Source organism: Agarivorans sp. B2Z047 (genome assembly GCF_023373605.1).
In the GTDB taxonomy this organism is placed as follows: domain Bacteria; phylum Pseudomonadota; class Gammaproteobacteria; order Enterobacterales; family Celerinatantimonadaceae; genus Agarivorans; species Agarivorans albus.
Window position 1 is genome coordinate 4,388,551 of sequence record NZ_CP088080.1, and the last position, 15,925, is coordinate 4,404,475.

Sequence of the window (15,925 nt, forward strand, 5' to 3'; positions counted from 1 at the left end):
TAAAGGGGCTATTGCTGGTTGAATTTAGCTAAAGCTAGCACGTAGCTCTTTGGTTGCTAATACCATGTTGTTTAAGGCTGCTTCAGTTTCCTGCCAATTACGGGTTTTTAAGCCACAATCTGGGTTTACCCATAAGCGTTGCAATGGGATCCATTGTGCTGCTTTATCAATCAACGCTTTAATATCATCGATGCTAGGAATGTTAGGCGAATGAATGTCGTAAACACCTGGGCCAATTTCATTTGGATACTCGAAATGCTCAAAGGCCTGCAACAAACTCATCGCCGAACGAGAAGTCTCAATGGTTAATACGTCGGCATCCAATGCGGCAACCGCCGGCATAATGTCATTAAACTCGCTGTAACACATGTGAGTATGGATCTGCGTTTCTGGCTTGGCGCTAGCGGCTGATAACTTAAAGGCCGATACCGCCCAGTTTAAATAATCATCCCATTGGCTGCGTTTAAGCGGCATACCTTCGCGAATAGCAGGTTCATCAATTTGAATAACTTGAATACCCGCTTGTTGCAGCTCGGCCACTTCGTCATTAAGCGCGATAGCGATTTGCTCGGCGATTTGGGCGCGGCTAATATCCTCTCGGGCGAAGCTCCACGTCAAAATAGTCACCGGGCCAGTTAACATGCCTTTTACCGGCTTGTTAGTTAAGGATTGCGCATAACTGCTCCATTCAATAGTAAGAGGTTTAGCGCGCTCGATGTCATCTACAATAATTGCTGGTTTTACACAACGCGAACCATAACTCTGCACCCAACCAAAGCGGCTAGCAATAAAGCCATCTAATAGCTCGGCAAAATACTCAACCATGTCGTTACGTTCGGCTTCACCATGCACTAACACATCCAAATCTAAGCGCTCTTGACGCTCAATCGCATCCTTAATATGTTGTGCAAGCGCAGCATCATAATCAGCTTGGCTTAGTTGTCCTGCTTTATATTCGCGACGCTGACGGCGAATTTCATTGGTTTGTGGAAATGAACCGATGGTAGTGGTTGGCAAGGGTGGCAATTGCAAACTTTGCTGCTGAATCTCTTGGCGCTGTGCAAAGCTTAAAGTACGCTCACGCTCAGCCGGGGTTAAGGCGCTAATTCGCTGCTGCAAGCTGGAGTTGTTTTTCTTGCTAAGGTTTTGCAAAGCAGCACTGTATTGGCGAGATAGCCGCAGGGCGTCAGCTTCACCGTTTAGCGCTTCATCCAGTATTTGCAGTTCAGATAGTTTTTGCTCCGCAAAAGCCAAACGATACTTAGCATCACCTAAGTCCGTTTCACTCTCTAGATCAAGCGGGCTGTGCAACAAAGAACAAGACGAAGCAAGCCACAAGCGCTCGCCTAAACGAACTTTAAGTGAGCTGTAGTTTTCGATAATCTCTGGCAAATTTGCTCGCCATACATTGCGACCATTAATTACACCGGCAGACAGTACCCACGCTTCAGGTAACCAAGTTAGTACTTGCTCAAGCTGTTGTGGAGCGGCAGATAAATCTAAATGCAGCCCGTCTACCGCCAATTGTTTAATCACCTCAGCATTGTCTAACACATCTGCAAAATAGCTGGTCAGAAGCAACTTAGTGGGACTTAGCTTTGTTTGATAAGCAGCTAACAATGCGTCTTGCCATTGCGAATCGAGCTCTAGTCCCAAAATAGGTTCGTCCACTTGAACCCACTCCACACCTAAATCAGCAATAGCTTGGAAGATTTCGCGGTAAACCGTTAACAACTGTGGCAATAACGACAAACGGTCAAAATCACTGGCTGCTTGGTCGTCATTTTTACCTAGATACAGGTAAGAAACAGGCCCCAAAATAACCGGCTTAACTGCATGACCTTGCTCAAATGCTTCGCGAATTTCATCGAACAGTTGCTGCCACTGTAGGCTAAATACACTGTCTTCAGAAAACTCCGGCACAATGTAATGGTAATTGGTGTTAAACCATTTGCTCATGTCTGATGCCGCATGATTACAGCCACAGCCCTGTTGGCCACGAGCAATTGCAAACATGCTATCTAGGTTAATTTGCTCAGACTGATGACGCTTAGGCAGGTTGCCTAACAATAATGAGGTATTTAGTACTTGGTCGTACCAAGCAAAGTCGCCTACGGTCACCCAAGCTTGACCGCTGTCTTTTTGCGCTTGCCAGTTTTGTTGGCGAATATTTTTGCCAACTTGTAATAACTCTTGCTGCGAAGAGTCACCACGCCAGTAGCTTTCTAAAGCAAATTTTAGTTCTCGTTGCTTACCAATTCTTGGGTAACCCAATACGTGAGTAGTGCTCATATCAATATCCTTTTAGCCGTCTAGATGTATAAATCCATATTGACCAGAGCGAGGCCTCAACACAATTGAAAAGCCATCAAGTTAAATTGAATTTCTCTCAACTCTGCTTAATCCAGTGAAAACTGGTCATACAGAATTAGAGCGCTCCCCCTACCTATATTGAAAAATATTCATGTTAAGCCATCTAACTTGGCACTTATATATACAAACAAAACTGAACTGCCTAAGCTGCAAATTCGCCCAAACACTTAAAGGAGCTAGCCAGATAAATGTTAGAGGTAAAGCATTTACGTTGCATTCAAGCTATTGCTGCTAGCTCTTCTTTAAAGTCAGCTGCTGCTAAGTTGTTTATTACAGATTCGGCGCTATCTCACCAGCTAAAAGACTTAGAGCAGCGCATCAATAGTCACCTAGTGTTAAGAAAGCAGCAGCCCTTGCAACTTACTCAACACGGCCAGCAACTGCTTAGTTTAGCCCAGCAGGTGCTGCCTTTAATTGAACAAACCGAGCAACAATTTAGCGCCGCCCAACAACAGCAAACACGTTTAAACATTAGTGTTGATTGTCATGCTTGTTTTCAATGGCTATTACCGGCTTTGCAGCGATTTCAGCAAACTTGGCCAGAAGTAAATAGCCATTTTTGCCAAGATAAAGACTATAACGGCCTGCCCTTGTTACAGCGCGGGGAAGCTGACATTCTGCTAACGTCTGAAGTAAGCCCAGAGGAGCAAATCCACTTTGAGCCTTTGTTTGAATATGAAATGGTACTTATTTGTCCACCTCAACACCGCTTAAGCAGCCAAGCGACAGTAAAAGCCTCCCAGCTGAGCCAAGAGACCATCATTAGTTACCCGGTAACGCCACAACGCTTAGACTTATATCGTTACATTCTTCAACCCAGCCAAGTAGCTGTAAAACAATGGAAACACGCCGATAACCCAGCCATGTTACTGCAAATGGTCGCAGCAGGAATGGGAGTGGCAGCGATGCCTTATTGGGCTGTAGAGCATTATGCACAACAACAATTTGTGCACTTATTGTCGTTTGAACAAGCCTTATGGCGTCCCATGTACGCAGCTTTTAGTAAAAACGCTCAATCAAGTACAGTGCTAAAAGATTTTGTTGAACTTATTTTGCAACAAGCACTCAGCCAACTAAAAGGCAGCAGAGCACTAAGCTTTAAGCAAAAATAAAGCGTCAATTTGATTTGACGGATCCGCCAAAAAGAGTTTACTTTTAATAACATAAGGAAAGCTCCCAGCTCGTATTTTAACTTTTTGGCATAGGTTTTTGCGATGGTGTCTGACTGGTCTCCAGCAGAGTTTACAGAAAGAAAAATGAGCCTTGTCATGCATTTGGCAGGTTTCATTCCTAGTGCTTATTTTTCAATTACTCATTTAGTTAATGGGGTATTTGGGTACGGCTTAGTTGTACTACCCTGCGCCTTGGCCATTTTAGTTTCACTATTCTTTCTATTCACCAAGCCGGAATCCAACCATTACAAAACTGCCGACGTATGGTTCTTATTGCTAGCCATTCCCCCGGTTTTATTAGCGCTAACTCAACCCAATATGCATGGCGAGTTTTTTGTTCCCGCATTAATTTTGGCCTGCTTTATCCACTTACCGCTGCAAATGGCAGAGCGCCTTGTATTGGCTGTAAGCATTCTGGCAATAATTCTTGGTGTTCATCACTTAGGTGTTCATCAAGGTATACGTTTTAGCATTGGCGTAGTGGCCTCACATATTTTTGCTTGGGGCTTAGCGCGGGTACTGGTAAAACAAAATAACGAACTCAAAGAACTCGCTTTTAAAGACTCCCTCACGCGTTGTTATAACCGCAGAGCCTTGTTTGATGAGCTGCTAAAAGCTACCCAACAACATAAACGCAGTGGCATAAAAGCTAGCATTATCCTTTTAGATTTAGACCATTTTAAAGCCATTAATGACCAACATGGCCATAATGTAGGCGATCAAATACTGGTGTGGTTTGCCCACTTTTTGCAACAAAACACCCGCGTTAACGACCGAGTATTTCGCTACGGAGGCGAAGAGTTTCTTATCATGTTGCATGATGCAGACTTTGATACTGCCTACCAAACTAGCGAGAAGCTCGTAGCTAAAATTTCTAGTTTATTAGCGCCTAACCAACTGTCGATTAGTTTTAGTGCAGGCATAGCTAGCATCAAAGAAAGTGAGAGTATTGATGATTGGATTGAACGGGCAGACCAAGGTTTATACCAAGCCAAGCAAGCGGGGAGAAAGCAAACTTGGCCCAGTCAATTTGAGCGTGTAGAAACCAGCTCACCAAAACAGCCTATTTAAACTCTTTGTTTAAATAGGCTAAACACCACTAGCGTTACTTTATAAGTAAAATTTTATTAGCTGATCTTGCTAAAGCGATAAGACTGGATCATTTTCTCTTCACTACCTTGCTGTGAGTAGGTTTCAACAATCCATAGCTGCGGGCTCACCACTCGTAACTCCATGCGCATATTAGCTGTACTAACTTGACTCAAAGGATAGTAGCTAAAACGATTCATCGCCGCTTGAAATTCCCCGGCATACACAACATCGCTCTCAAGATTTGACGCGCTCACACTTAACTGATGTCCCTGTTGCAGGTTATAACTTATCGTTGTGCTGGCTTGTAGTTCAAGTTGTTCACCTGCAACTTCTAGCTGCTCTAGCTCTACCGTAGCAGCGTCACTTTCCATCATTTTACCGCGAGCAAGCCCCTGCGCTTCGATGGTGCTACCATCAGGCTGAATCGCCCAAACGTTTACCTGCCATTGACCCAGTAATTTGTTCAAATGCTCACCTTGATTGGCCGTTGCATTGTCACCATTCATAATCACTGTGTTTGGTTGGGAGATGGCTTCTGCAGTTACGTCGGTTCGACGATTCTCTTGGCTATTCTCGTAATCGCGCATTGCACCACTGGCACCACCAGCCGCAGCACCAACAGCAGCACCTTTCACTGCCAACTCTGCATCTCCAGTCACCGCGCCCATAACCAAACCTACAACGGCTCCACCTACTGCACCTGTTTTCATTCCTTGGTTAGGATCTGGCTCACCATCCGTTGAGGCACAGCCAGCAAGCATGCTGCTTGCAAGTAAAACGACACTAATAGAGGTTCCGACTTTGTTCATTCAAGATTCTCGTGGTTGCTAAATAATCGGTCGCTAAGATAAATCAAAGCACCAGCTAGCATCAGAGCATGCAAAAAATATTTTTTTATAATCAATGCCTAGCAAGCCCCTTTGGGCGATTCAACAAGTACTGCTAAAATAAACCACATAATAACAATTACTTGAACACTCTATATGGCTAACTACAAGAGCATTGCCGATTATTTGCAGCAAAAACGTAACCAAGCAAACCTAACCCAAGAACAGCTTTGCCAAGTATTAGCGGCCTTTAGCCCAGAATTTAGTGAGCTTGATGCCTTGGCGGTGAGCCGTTGGGAGCGGGGAAAAGTAGAGCCAAGTTTAAATCGGCAGCTAGAAATTATTCGCTACTTTGGTGATGAAGCTTATAAGATTTTCACTTCCAGTAGCTTTAGCTCGAAAAACCTTCCTAGCAACCAAGCGATGAATAAAGTCCTTGAAGCTCGAGCCAAGTTTAAACACTACTTGGGAGCTCATCCCTATCTCCCTCAAAGAGAACTGAGCTTTGATCGCATAAGCCCACCCCACCCTTTAGCGGATCATAGTGCTCAACACCTGAGCAATTACATTGATAACCTCACCTTTGGCTATGAGCAGTGGGACAGCGCTTGGCTCGAGACGCTTCAAAACCATCCCGCAGCAGAGGTAAGTTACTATTTCTACCTCGGTCAACTCGCTGGGCATTGTTTTGCTCTCAAGATAAAATAGCCCTATTTTGAAAAGCTACTAGATAAAAGCTTAGATGAAACCGATGTATGCGAAGAAATGCTAGCCAACAACAATGAACCAGCCAGCTTATATATTTACTCCATTTACACAGGGCGAGTAAACGCCATCACTCAAGTTTACGAAAACTTGTTTAAAGCCTTCATTATGAATAAGTCGTTAAGCTATATAGGCATAAGAATTCGCCGCGACATTGCTTTTGTGATGTTAGAAAACGTACCACACTCCATCGAAACAATAGGTCCACCAAGTGACAACCGTAATCTAGGTATCAAACATAGAGGTAAGCGCTATCAGTACGTAACCTGTAGGATAGAACGACAAGCGCTATTTAATTCACCGGTATTTTTAAATATCTTAAGAAGTGATTAAGGAGTTATGAAGAGGCTATTGAATAGCCAAGCTCTCTTGTTCTTTGCGCCACAAACGATGTCCACAGGCTAGACAAACACACTCACGGCGGTGATCCATCAGGCTTTCCAAACCATACTCCCACGTTTGGTCGCTATCGCAATGGATACAACGAATCGTATTAGCATCTTCGGTTTTTTCAGGGTAACGAGTCTGATAGTCGTTTAGCGTGGGTAAACGAGCCCACACTCTTTGACTACTATCGCGGCGATTAAAAAACAGCACTACCGCACCCAGTAATATTAGTAACAGCTGAAACACACCACCTGCCTTGGTTTTTTTTAAGCTTAAGTTCTTAATACCGAACCCAATTTCTGCAACAGATCCTTGCTTAGAAAACATTTGAAATCAACCTACTTGTTAACAAAACCACCATTAACAGCGAAATGCCTGCGGCACAGCTGTTACATATTGTTTACGTTTCCATAACTGCGCATACTACAAGAACTTTGTTACGCTAAAACGACGTGACATGGAAATTTGCCACTGACCGCGTATATACTTATGCCCAGATTTTACAGGGCGCAGAAGGTAACAATAAGCTAATGAATAAGCTAGTAAAATTCTTCTCTATTACTCTTTCTATTTGCTGCCTGCTAGCAGCAGGAGCAATATTGAGCTTGCCGCATCTGCCAGATACCCCTCTAGGAATATCCATAAGTTATTTGAGCCTATTCTCTCCGCGCTGGTGGGCGATTTTACTGGCCCTTACGCCGATTTTGTTTATCCACCAGCTAGGCAAATGGCAGTACCTAAACTGGGCACTCTGCGCGGTGGTGTTTGTACAGTTTCAAGATCTTCAGCTTAAGTTGCCTCAGCAGCAAGCTAGCGCCATCACCATTTTGTCTTTAAACAACGGCAATGGCGCAAGCTCACCGCAAATTCGCAAGTTGGTGGCGGAGCTAAAACCCGACATTGTGTTTATGCAGGAATCAAAGCCTGAGCGGGTGCAGCAAGTCTTTGACGATAGTTGGTATAGCCACTGCGACCACCTTTGCACCGTAAGCAGAACGCCAATTGAACATCAAGGCAGTTTATCGCGTGAAACCTTTGGTGGATTCGGTAAATTTGCAGTGTTTTATCACACCACGATTGAAGGCAAAGAACTGAGTATCGCCAATATCCATATGGACACCCCAAGGCCAACCATTAACGCCTTAATCCATCGTAGTTTTGAGCCTGAAGCATTTAACAACTTGCACTTTGCTCGCAACATGCAAGCCTCTTTGGTGGCGTCTTGGGCTAAGCAGCAAACCAGCTATATAGCTGCTGGAGACTTTAATATGATGGTCCAGGAAAATCTTTATCAGCGGCATTTAGCCGGTCTAAACAATGGCATTGACCTAGTAGGCAGCGGAGTCAACTACACCAAATACACGTCATGGCACGGCGCAAGAATAGACCACGTATTAGCTTCAGAAGATCTTAGTTTTGCCAGCGCCAGGGTACTTGATTCAGTAGGCGGCGATCACCGCCCAATCACTGCAAGTTTAGCGCTACCTTAACAAGCTTTAGGCAGCTTTTTGCGGCTTGCGGTTTGGCGAACACCGCGCCGCAGACCATCTATTGCCAATAACACTAAGGCAAAAATGATCAACATATAAGTTGGCCACTGCTCAGGGCTTAAACGTTCACCAAGTAACCAACCCACGCTAAATACCAATACAGGTTCTAAATAACCCATTAAGCCAAACAAACTTAGAGGCAAATAGTTAGAAGCAAGTAAAAACAGTAACATAGGAATGGTACCCGCTACCCCCAGTCCGAGGTAATACAGCCAAGGGGCATAGTTGTACAGATTCGAGAGCTGGCTTTGCGCTTCGCTCACGCCTTCACCCATTAGCAAATAAGCACACGCAAGCGGCAATAGCATTAAGTTATCAATAGTAAAAGCAATATGGCTGGGCAAGGGATACTTACGCCGCAACATAAAATATAAGGGGTAGCCCAAGGCCACCAACAACACTATCCACGACAATCCATCAGCCATTACGTAAGCGTAAGCAACTCCTACAGCTGCAACTGTTACAGACACCCATTGCAGGCTACTAAGCTGCTCTTTATAAACAAACCGTCCCACTAATACCAATACCAAGGGCAACGAAAAATAACCCAGCGCAACCGGCAGCGTCTGGCCGTTGGCTGGCGCCCAAATAAACAACCAAAACTGCAAGCCAACTAATACAGCAGCCAGCATCAAGCGTGGCCAAGCTCGCCAATTAGCCATGTGCCGAATGAGTAAAGGTAGTTGCTTGAAACAAGCTAACCCCACAAACATTAGCAAACAGCTCCACACAATACGCTGAGCTGCTAGCCAGTTGCCGCTGTTTTCATTTAAAGGAAACTGATGGATATACCAAGGAAGAAAAGCAAACATGCACGAAGCCATTACCGAGCAAGCTAAACCAAAATAAAGACGGGAAGAATGAGAGGAAACTAGCGCCACAGCAGCCACTTAATCAATGAGTTAAACCCTGATTAAGCAGCAATTATGCTATGGCTGCAAGTTATTTGCGCAATTTTTAACTAGTGTAAAAGCTTGGTACTAGATGATTGAGCTGATACTTGATGGAATTGTGCTGTGGCAGCCATAGCTTGCCATTGGCTTTGCATTTTTTGATATGGGCTTAGGCCATTTTGACGCTGAGCGTAATCGTTTAGAATTACTCCCCAACGAAACTCATCCATTTGCTGGCTAGGTACTTTTCCTTCGCGTTTAGCCATTACTTGAACCAAATTTTTAAGCTTATCTAGCTGCGGCGCAACGGGATGGTTTACCCCATCGGTAACCAATACATTCTGAAAATCAGCCAACATATTCTTTTTCAAGGCTTCAATTTCTTCATCCTGTAAATCGGCTACGGCAATGGCCTCGGTCAATAAACGTAGCTGCCAAACTCGAGAAAAGTTTTGGTAATCACGCTTATTTAAATCAAAAAATAGCATTACGTAGCCACTGTTACGCTCCAATACTGCTAAGCATTCATGTGAATCTACAGCAAATGCGTGAGCACTCCAGCTATGACGAACAGAGGCGTTTTCAAGGGAAGGTAACTCACGAGGAAGCCAAGCTTGCACATCGTTACTGATCTGAATTTCTATCATAATTTGCTCATTGCTGATTCTAATAATCTTCAATGAGCAAAAACGATGCCAGCAAATAGCGTCAAATATTTGCTGGCTAGATGAACTCGACTATTTCAGCTCCAGTAAGACCTCACTTAAGGAGGCGCGAACCCTGTGTCCCAAGCGCTTGAGCTCGTCACTAGGTTGAATAAGATCCGGGATCTGATAGACCTGCATACCGGCTGCTACTGCAGCTCTAACTCCGTTTTCTGAGTCTTCAAAGGCTAAACACTTACTGGCGTCAATATTTAGCGACTTGGCGGCTTTTAAGAAAATTTCTGGGTGCGGTTTACTATTGCTCACCTGACACCCGGTAGAAACACTCTCAAAAAAATGCAGTAAGTCTGCATTTCCCAGCTTAGCTTCAGCGGTAGGTTTACCCGAAGAAGTGGCAACGGCTAATGGAACGCCTTGGCTTGTTAACCACTGCAACAAATCTACCACACCTTGTTTAATCGGTAATGCTTGATCAACAGCCAAGGCATGGTACTTATCCAACCAACAGTCACGCAGCCTTGGATAATCCAAGCCCTCGCCGTATCCCTCACAAATGGTCTTTTTTATTTGCTCGGCATTGGTGCCAATACAGCTAAGGTAAACCTGTTCTTTAAACGCTAAACCTAGCTCACTACAAGCTTGAGAAAAGGTATCGTAAGACACTTGCTCACTGTCGAGCAGCAAGCCGTCCATATCAAACACAGCAGCGCTAAAATGCATACAACTCTCCAGTAAAAACTAAGCCGCGTAACTCACGCTAAGCGGCTTACATATTAAAAGAATAAATGGGCCATTACCGCAATGATCGGCAAGGTGACTAAAGTACGAATCAAGAAGATAGCAAACAACTGCCACAGTTTAACTGGCAACTGGCTACCCATAATAATCGCGCCTACTTCCGACAAATAAATCAGCTGAGTTACCGATACCGCTGCGATAACAAAACGGGTTATATCGGCTTCAATAGACGCAGCAAGAATTGACGGAATAAACATATCGGCAAAACCTACCACTAAGGTTTCCGACGCTCTCGCTGCCTCTGGAAGCTGCAATAGCTCTAGCAAAGGAATGAATGGCTTACCTAAGAAACTAAAAATGGGAGTGTATTCTGCTACCACTAAGGCTACCGAGCCCACCGCCATAATCACCGGCAATACACCAAGCACCATGTCCAGTACATTATGCACACCTTGCTTGGCTAATTGTTTAGGGTGACTCGCTCGACCAGCTTGAACAAGTGCCAGCTGCCAAGCCCAAGTGATGGTGTTGTAACCAGCAGGAATAACTTCGTCATCTTGCTTGCGCTCACTACCATCAATAAATTGATCTTTAAAACCAGAAAGCGGCGGAAGTCGTGGCACAATAACCGCTGCAGCAAGACCTGCAATACACACAGTAAGATAGAAAGGAGCAAACATATGCTCAAGGTTAACTTGCGCTAATACCACCAAACTAAAGGTAATAGATACTGCAGAAAAGGTGGTGGCAATGACTACGCCTTCACGTTGGGTATAGTGTTTATCTTCATACTGCTTGTTAGTTAGCAAAATCCCTACGCTACCATCACCTAACCAAGACGCCATTGAATCTACTGCACTGCGACCTGGTAAACCGAACAGAGGACGCATGATTTTGCTCAACAAAGTGCCTACAAACTCTAACAAGCCAAAATTAAGCAATAGGGGTAATAACAAACCAGCAAAAATGAACACACTAAGTAAGGTAGGCAGTAAGTCACCTAAAATGAGGCCGCCAGTATCACCCGACCAAATAGCTTGAGGCCCCAATTCAAAAGCGCATACCAGCACCAGAACCCAACCCAACATTCTTACCACATACCAAGGTAGAGAAACCTGAAACAATGACGTTAGCAAGGCATTTTTGCCAAGCCAATTAGGCTTAGCAATTAGTGTATAGGTAGACATTAGGGCACTAAGGGTGATTAAACCAACCACTAGCCACAAGGCGCTATCACCTAAAGCTGCTACCAAGCTTTTTGCCATAATCGCCACCGGAATGGTAAACGAGCCATCGTAAGGCAACGGCAACATAAACAAGAAAATGCCCAATAATGAAGGTAATACAAACTTCCAAGCAGAACCTACTGCAGGATGGTTTGTTGGGGCATTAGGCATAGATGCTGGCTTGGCGTCTCGCATATAAAATCACTCTATTTGGTATATTCTGTAGTTATATTCACTAAGCGTGAATATATTTTCGCGCAAGAATACAAGCAAAAAACCAGCTAATCAAGATTTTTAAGCTACTAAAAGTCAAAACCAAAACATCATTAACTGGTTATCTTGATCATTATCAAAACTTACAACTAGCCAGTCAGCAATAAATTCTTAAACTGCGAGGAGCTTATTAGCTTACTTTTAAAAATCTTCGCCACGGTAACGGTACTCTGCTAACTGTGCAGCAGCCAAATAGTGCTTAATAAATAACTGCTTAGCACTGCTATTGTAGTGAAAGCGTACCGTGGTGCTGGTTTGCCACCGGCTGTCTTGCGCCCTGCGCCATAACACTTGGTCACCTTCAAGCTGGCAATAGTAGCTGTGGCTTTGGCCATTGTGCCTCACTCGCATTTGCATGAGCGATTGAGCGCTGCGGTAATTATCGACCATTTTTACATCCACGCCTTGCAAGCTGGCTATCGCGGCTTGGCAAACCTGCTCAGGCTTAAAGCCTCCCAAGTTTGGTTTAGCTATTACAAAGCCAGTAAACGCGGGCCACAACACCATGGCTAAAAAGAGCTTCTTCAAGCTAGTACCACCTTATCTATGAATGCCTTTAATAAACCATTGCTATCAGGCGTCTCTTGCGCGGCTGTTAACACTTGCTGCAAATGATTATCTCCTTGAGTGTAATGCTCACGAAACTGGCTTAAACGTTGAACTAAGATACTGCGATTTACCTCAGGGTGAAACTGGCTCGCCCAAAATGGTGCTGATGATACTTTTAATGCGTGCACACAGTGTTTTGTGAATGCTAAGGAAACACAGCCTTCAGGTAGACTTAAGGCACTATCTCGATGAACAGATACCGCCATAAAAGGATTGGGCAAACTACCGAACAATACATCCTCTTGAGCGTATTCGCTGAGTGAAATAGCTAAGGTGCCCATTTCAAAGTCACGCGCTTGATGAACAATCTTGCCCCCCAGAGCCAGCACCGCAAGTTGAAAACCAAAACAAGAAGCAAATGTGGGTAACTGTTGCTCAATACAGCGCAACAGTAGCTGCTGTATGGCTGTTACAAAAGGGTAGCCTTCCGGGTCAAGCACACTGGCTTCGCTAGAACCTCCAACCAACACTGCATCGATGCCCTGCAAATCGTAATCGCTACAATCAGGCGTATCAAAAACATTGAGAATTCTAAACTGCTCTACCGCTACGCCACAAAAGTGGCTAAAACTGGCTAATTCCTCGATGCGGGTATCGGTATCATCGCGGATCTGAATTAACAGAATAGTTAGTTGCTCACGTGACAGTTGCATAATTACCACTTAATATACTGATTAATAAGCTATAAAAACTCAGTCTTTGCCCCAGAACTACAAGGAGCCTAGGTGTTACTCAAGCTTTTATCGTTACTTATTCTTAGTTTTATCGCCCTCAGCTCGATACTGTTTTTCTTTATCGCCTGCATTATTTATGCGCTCACAGCAGCCTTTGATAAACGCCGACTATGGTTACACTACTTCACCTGCGCATGGGCTAGCCTGTATTTAATCATAGTGCCTCATTGGCAAGTAAGGCGTTTGGGTTTGCAACATATCGATAAAAAACAAGCTTATGTCATCGTATCCAATCATCAATCTGGATTAGATATTTTGTTGTCCTTTGCCCTTTTCATTCCCTTTAAATGGGTCTCAAAAATCGAGATGTTTAAAGTGCCATTTGTTGGTTGGAATATGTGGCTTAATCAATACATTGGACTTAACCGCGGTGATAAACACAGCATCAAGAATATGCTCCAGCAAGCAGAAAAACACCTTAAACAAGGTAGCTCGGTATATTTGTTTCCTGAAGGAAGCCGCTCTGCCGACGGCAAGTTAAAACCTTTTAAACTAGGTGCGTTTTCTTTAGCAAAACACGCAGAAGTAGCGATATTGCCCATTGCTATTCACGGCACTGCCGAAGCCTTACCTAAAAAAAGCTTACAGCTTACAGGCCATCACCCTATTTACATTCAGGTGCTACCCGCTATATCGGCTCAGCAAGTGGCGAAAATGGATGAACATTCTTTGGCGTCACACACTCAGCAAATAATCGCTAAAGCCTTAACGCAAACACCATCGACTTAGCTGCAAAATTTGCTTATTTACGCTAGGCTTAGGCTAAAGTACCCCGAATAAACAGGAACCCTGACATGCACGAGCGTCGCCAATTTTTGCGAGTTCTTTTTGACCGCCCCGCCTACCTAAACCATGGGGAGCAATCTTGGTCATGCCAACTGTTGGATTTATCGTTACAAGGTGCCTTGGTGACCTTGCCAAATGACTGGGACGAAGAGCTCACTCAGCTAACCTTAAGTTTTAGCTTGAGTGATGTTGCAGTAGAAGAACTTAGCATCACCATGGATGTAGAAGTTAAACACACACGCAATCAGCAAATCGGTTTACGTTGTTTGCACATTGATATCGAAAGCGCCAGCCACCTAAAACGACTAATTGAGTTAAACCTAGGTGATGACGACTTATTGCATCGCGAGTTAGAGCACTTAGTTGACCAACAGCAAGAAGCGGATTAAACCGCTTCTAAAGCTTCTGCCAACTTACTTACGGCAATCACCTCGAGCCCTGCTATTGCTTGCTTAGGTCGATTGCCCAAAGGCACTATAGCTCGCTTAAAGCCGTGTTTAGCGGCTTCGTTCAAACGTTCTTGGCCATTGCTTACTGGGCGTATCTCTCCCGACAAGCCCACTTCACCAAATACCACCAACTCTTGCGGCAATATTTGATTTCTAAAGCTAGAGACCATGGCCACCAATAAAGCTAAATCGGCGCCAGTTTCAGCAACCCGTACACCACCCACCACGTTGGTAAATACGTCTTGATCAGACATTTGTACACCAGCATGGCGATGCATTACCGCAAGCAGCATCGCCAAACGGTTTTGCTCAAGGCCTACAGCTACTCGCCTAGGATTCGCCATTTGGCTGTAATCAACCAATGCTTGGATCTCGACCAGTAGCGGACGAGTACCTTCCCACACTACCATCACGACCGAGCCAGGCGCGGCTTCTTGCCCTCGCGAAAGGAAAATGGCAGAAGGGTTAGACACTTCTCGCATGCCCTGTTCGGTCATGGCAAATACACCCAGCTCGTTAATCGCACCAAAACGGTTTTTGTTACCACGCAAGGTACGAAAGCGGCCATCGGCATCACCTTCTAACATGATGGAACAATCAATACAGTGCTCCAGAACTTTAGGCCCAGCTAACGAGCCGTCCTTGGTTACATGGCCCACCATAAACATGGCTATATTATGTTGCTTAGCAAAACGGGTTAACCAAGCCGCACTTTCTCGCACTTGGCTAACACCACCCGGTGCTGATTGAATATCAGCCATGTGCATAACCTGAATAGAGTCAATCACCATCATCTTTGGTTTAACTTCCAAAGCCACCTGGCCAATTTGCTCAACGCTGGTTTCGGCCAGTAACTTTAGCTTGTCTTTAGGCAAACCTAAGCGCTGCGCGCGCAAGGCGATTTGTTGCAAGGATTCCTCACCCGTTACGTAAAGTGTGTCCATGGTTTGCGCTAAGCCACACATGGTTTGCAACAACAAAGTACTTTTACCTGCGCCGGGGCTACCACCAATCAAAATGGCGCTACCAGGTACTACACCGCCGCCTAATACTCGGTCAAATTCTTTAAAGCCGGTGGAAAACCGCGGGAGCTCGGCAAGGTCAATGCTCTCTAAGGTTTGGACTTTGCCTGCGGTACTGCCGGCATAACCGGTGAAACGATCATTGCGTGAGGGTGCGGCACTCAAACGTACTTCGCTAATGGTATTCCACGCTTTACATTCACCACATTGTCCCTGCCAACGAGGGAAATCGGCACCACAGTCGTTACATACATAGGCCGTTTTCGCTTTTGCCATTAACCCTCCAAGCGGTCACATAATGCTAAAATAGTGTTAAAAGTACTTGCCTTGAATCTCTCTCAAGGCACAATCTTTGCTTTGATCT

General features: G+C 44.7%; 17 protein-coding genes. 7 read left to right on the forward strand and 10 right to left on the reverse strand.

The features are described from left to right. Window positions 1-24: 24 nt before the first annotated feature. The gene (gene metE / locus LQZ07_RS20295) at window positions 25-2,292 is read right to left on the reverse strand and encodes a 5-methyltetrahydropteroyltriglutamate--homocysteine S-methyltransferase (protein ID WP_152784398.1); all 2,268 of its coding nucleotides are present in this window, start codon (window positions 2,290-2,292) and stop codon (window positions 25-27) included. Window positions 2,293-2,561: 269 nt separating this feature from the next. On the opposite strand from metE, the gene LQZ07_RS20300 reads away from it, so the two are divergent. Continuing rightward, window positions 2,562-3,485 (forward strand): LysR substrate-binding domain-containing protein, encoded by a 924-nt coding sequence (locus LQZ07_RS20300; protein ID WP_152784396.1) that lies wholly within the window; start codon window positions 2,562-2,564, stop codon window positions 3,483-3,485. A gap of 102 nt (window positions 3,486-3,587) precedes the next feature. Continuing rightward, window positions 3,588-4,616, forward strand: a complete 1,029-nt coding sequence (locus LQZ07_RS20305) for a GGDEF domain-containing protein (protein WP_152784394.1) — start codon at window positions 3,588-3,590, stop codon at window positions 4,614-4,616. A gap of 56 nt (window positions 4,617-4,672) precedes the next feature. On the opposite strand, the gene LQZ07_RS20310 is transcribed toward LQZ07_RS20305, so the two are convergent. Further along, the gene (locus LQZ07_RS20310) at window positions 4,673-5,446 is read right to left on the reverse strand and encodes a YMGG-like glycine zipper-containing protein (protein ID WP_152784392.1); all 774 of its coding nucleotides are present in this window, start codon (window positions 5,444-5,446) and stop codon (window positions 4,673-4,675) included. A gap of 174 nt (window positions 5,447-5,620) precedes the next feature. On the opposite strand from LQZ07_RS20310, the gene LQZ07_RS20315 reads away from it, so the two are divergent. Then, window positions 5,621-6,172, forward strand: coding sequence for a helix-turn-helix transcriptional regulator (locus tag LQZ07_RS20315; RefSeq protein ID WP_152784390.1), 552 nt, complete (start codon window positions 5,621-5,623; stop codon window positions 6,170-6,172). A gap of 57 nt (window positions 6,173-6,229) precedes the next feature. Then, window positions 6,230-6,562, forward strand: a complete 333-nt coding sequence (locus LQZ07_RS20320; RefSeq protein WP_152784388.1) for a hypothetical protein — start codon at window positions 6,230-6,232, stop codon at window positions 6,560-6,562. Window positions 6,563-6,577: 15 nt separating this feature from the next. Here the strand turns inward: LQZ07_RS20320 and LQZ07_RS20325 are convergent, their stop codons facing one another. After that, window positions 6,578-6,943 (reverse strand): hypothetical protein, encoded by a 366-nt coding sequence (locus LQZ07_RS20325; protein ID WP_016401402.1) that lies wholly within the window; start codon window positions 6,941-6,943, stop codon window positions 6,578-6,580. A gap of 203 nt (window positions 6,944-7,146) precedes the next feature. Here LQZ07_RS20325 and LQZ07_RS20330 point away from each other — a divergent pair, with 203 nt between their 5' ends. Then, window positions 7,147-8,106: an endonuclease/exonuclease/phosphatase family protein gene (locus LQZ07_RS20330; protein ID WP_152784386.1), complete on the forward strand. Its 960-nt coding sequence runs from the start codon at window positions 7,147-7,149 to the stop codon at window positions 8,104-8,106. Here the strand turns inward: LQZ07_RS20330 and rarD are convergent. From rarD to LQZ07_RS20360, 6 genes are all read right to left on the reverse strand, one after another. Continuing rightward, window positions 8,103-9,056 (reverse strand): EamA family transporter RarD, encoded by a 954-nt coding sequence (gene rarD / locus LQZ07_RS20335; RefSeq protein ID WP_371923298.1) that lies wholly within the window; start codon window positions 9,054-9,056, stop codon window positions 8,103-8,105. The genes LQZ07_RS20330 and rarD overlap by 4 nt on opposite strands. Before the next feature lie 71 nt (window positions 9,057-9,127). After that, entirely contained in the window at window positions 9,128-9,706 is a 579-nt protein-coding gene (locus LQZ07_RS20340; protein ID WP_152784385.1) for a hypothetical protein, read from the reverse strand. 90 nt (window positions 9,707-9,796) lie between these two features. Next, a complete protein-coding gene (locus LQZ07_RS20345) occupies window positions 9,797-10,444 on the reverse strand; it encodes an HAD family phosphatase (protein WP_152784383.1) in 648 nt (215 codons plus the stop codon). A gap of 53 nt (window positions 10,445-10,497) precedes the next feature. After that, window positions 10,498-11,859, reverse strand: coding sequence for a YjiH family protein (locus LQZ07_RS20350; RefSeq protein ID WP_040307058.1), 1,362 nt, complete (start codon window positions 11,857-11,859; stop codon window positions 10,498-10,500). A 243-nt stretch (window positions 11,860-12,102) separates the two neighbouring features. Then, window positions 12,103-12,489, reverse strand: a complete 387-nt coding sequence (locus LQZ07_RS20355; RefSeq protein WP_152784380.1) for a hypothetical protein — start codon at window positions 12,487-12,489, stop codon at window positions 12,103-12,105. Then, window positions 12,486-13,223 carry a type 1 glutamine amidotransferase gene (locus LQZ07_RS20360; protein ID WP_152784378.1) on the reverse strand — a complete coding sequence of 246 codons (738 nt, stop codon included), beginning with the start codon at window positions 13,221-13,223 and terminating at the stop codon, window positions 12,486-12,488. The genes LQZ07_RS20355 and LQZ07_RS20360 overlap by 4 nt, the downstream gene beginning before the upstream one ends. A gap of 72 nt (window positions 13,224-13,295) precedes the next feature. On the opposite strand from LQZ07_RS20360, the gene LQZ07_RS20365 reads away from it, so the two are divergent. Together LQZ07_RS20365 and LQZ07_RS20370 are read left to right on the forward strand one after the other, a co-directional pair. Further along, entirely contained in the window at window positions 13,296-14,033 is a 738-nt protein-coding gene (locus tag LQZ07_RS20365; RefSeq protein ID WP_249483319.1) for a 1-acyl-sn-glycerol-3-phosphate acyltransferase, read from the forward strand. Between the two features lie 65 nt (window positions 14,034-14,098). Further along, entirely contained in the window at window positions 14,099-14,479 is a 381-nt protein-coding gene (locus tag LQZ07_RS20370; RefSeq protein WP_016401411.1) for a PilZ domain-containing protein, read from the forward strand. On the opposite strand, the gene radA is transcribed toward LQZ07_RS20370, so the two are convergent. Next, window positions 14,476-15,837 carry a DNA repair protein RadA gene (gene radA, locus LQZ07_RS20375; RefSeq protein ID WP_016401412.1) on the reverse strand — a complete coding sequence of 454 codons (1,362 nt, stop codon included), beginning with the start codon at window positions 15,835-15,837 and terminating at the stop codon, window positions 14,476-14,478. The genes LQZ07_RS20370 and radA overlap by 4 nt on opposite strands. Window positions 15,838-15,925 lie beyond the last annotated feature (88 nt).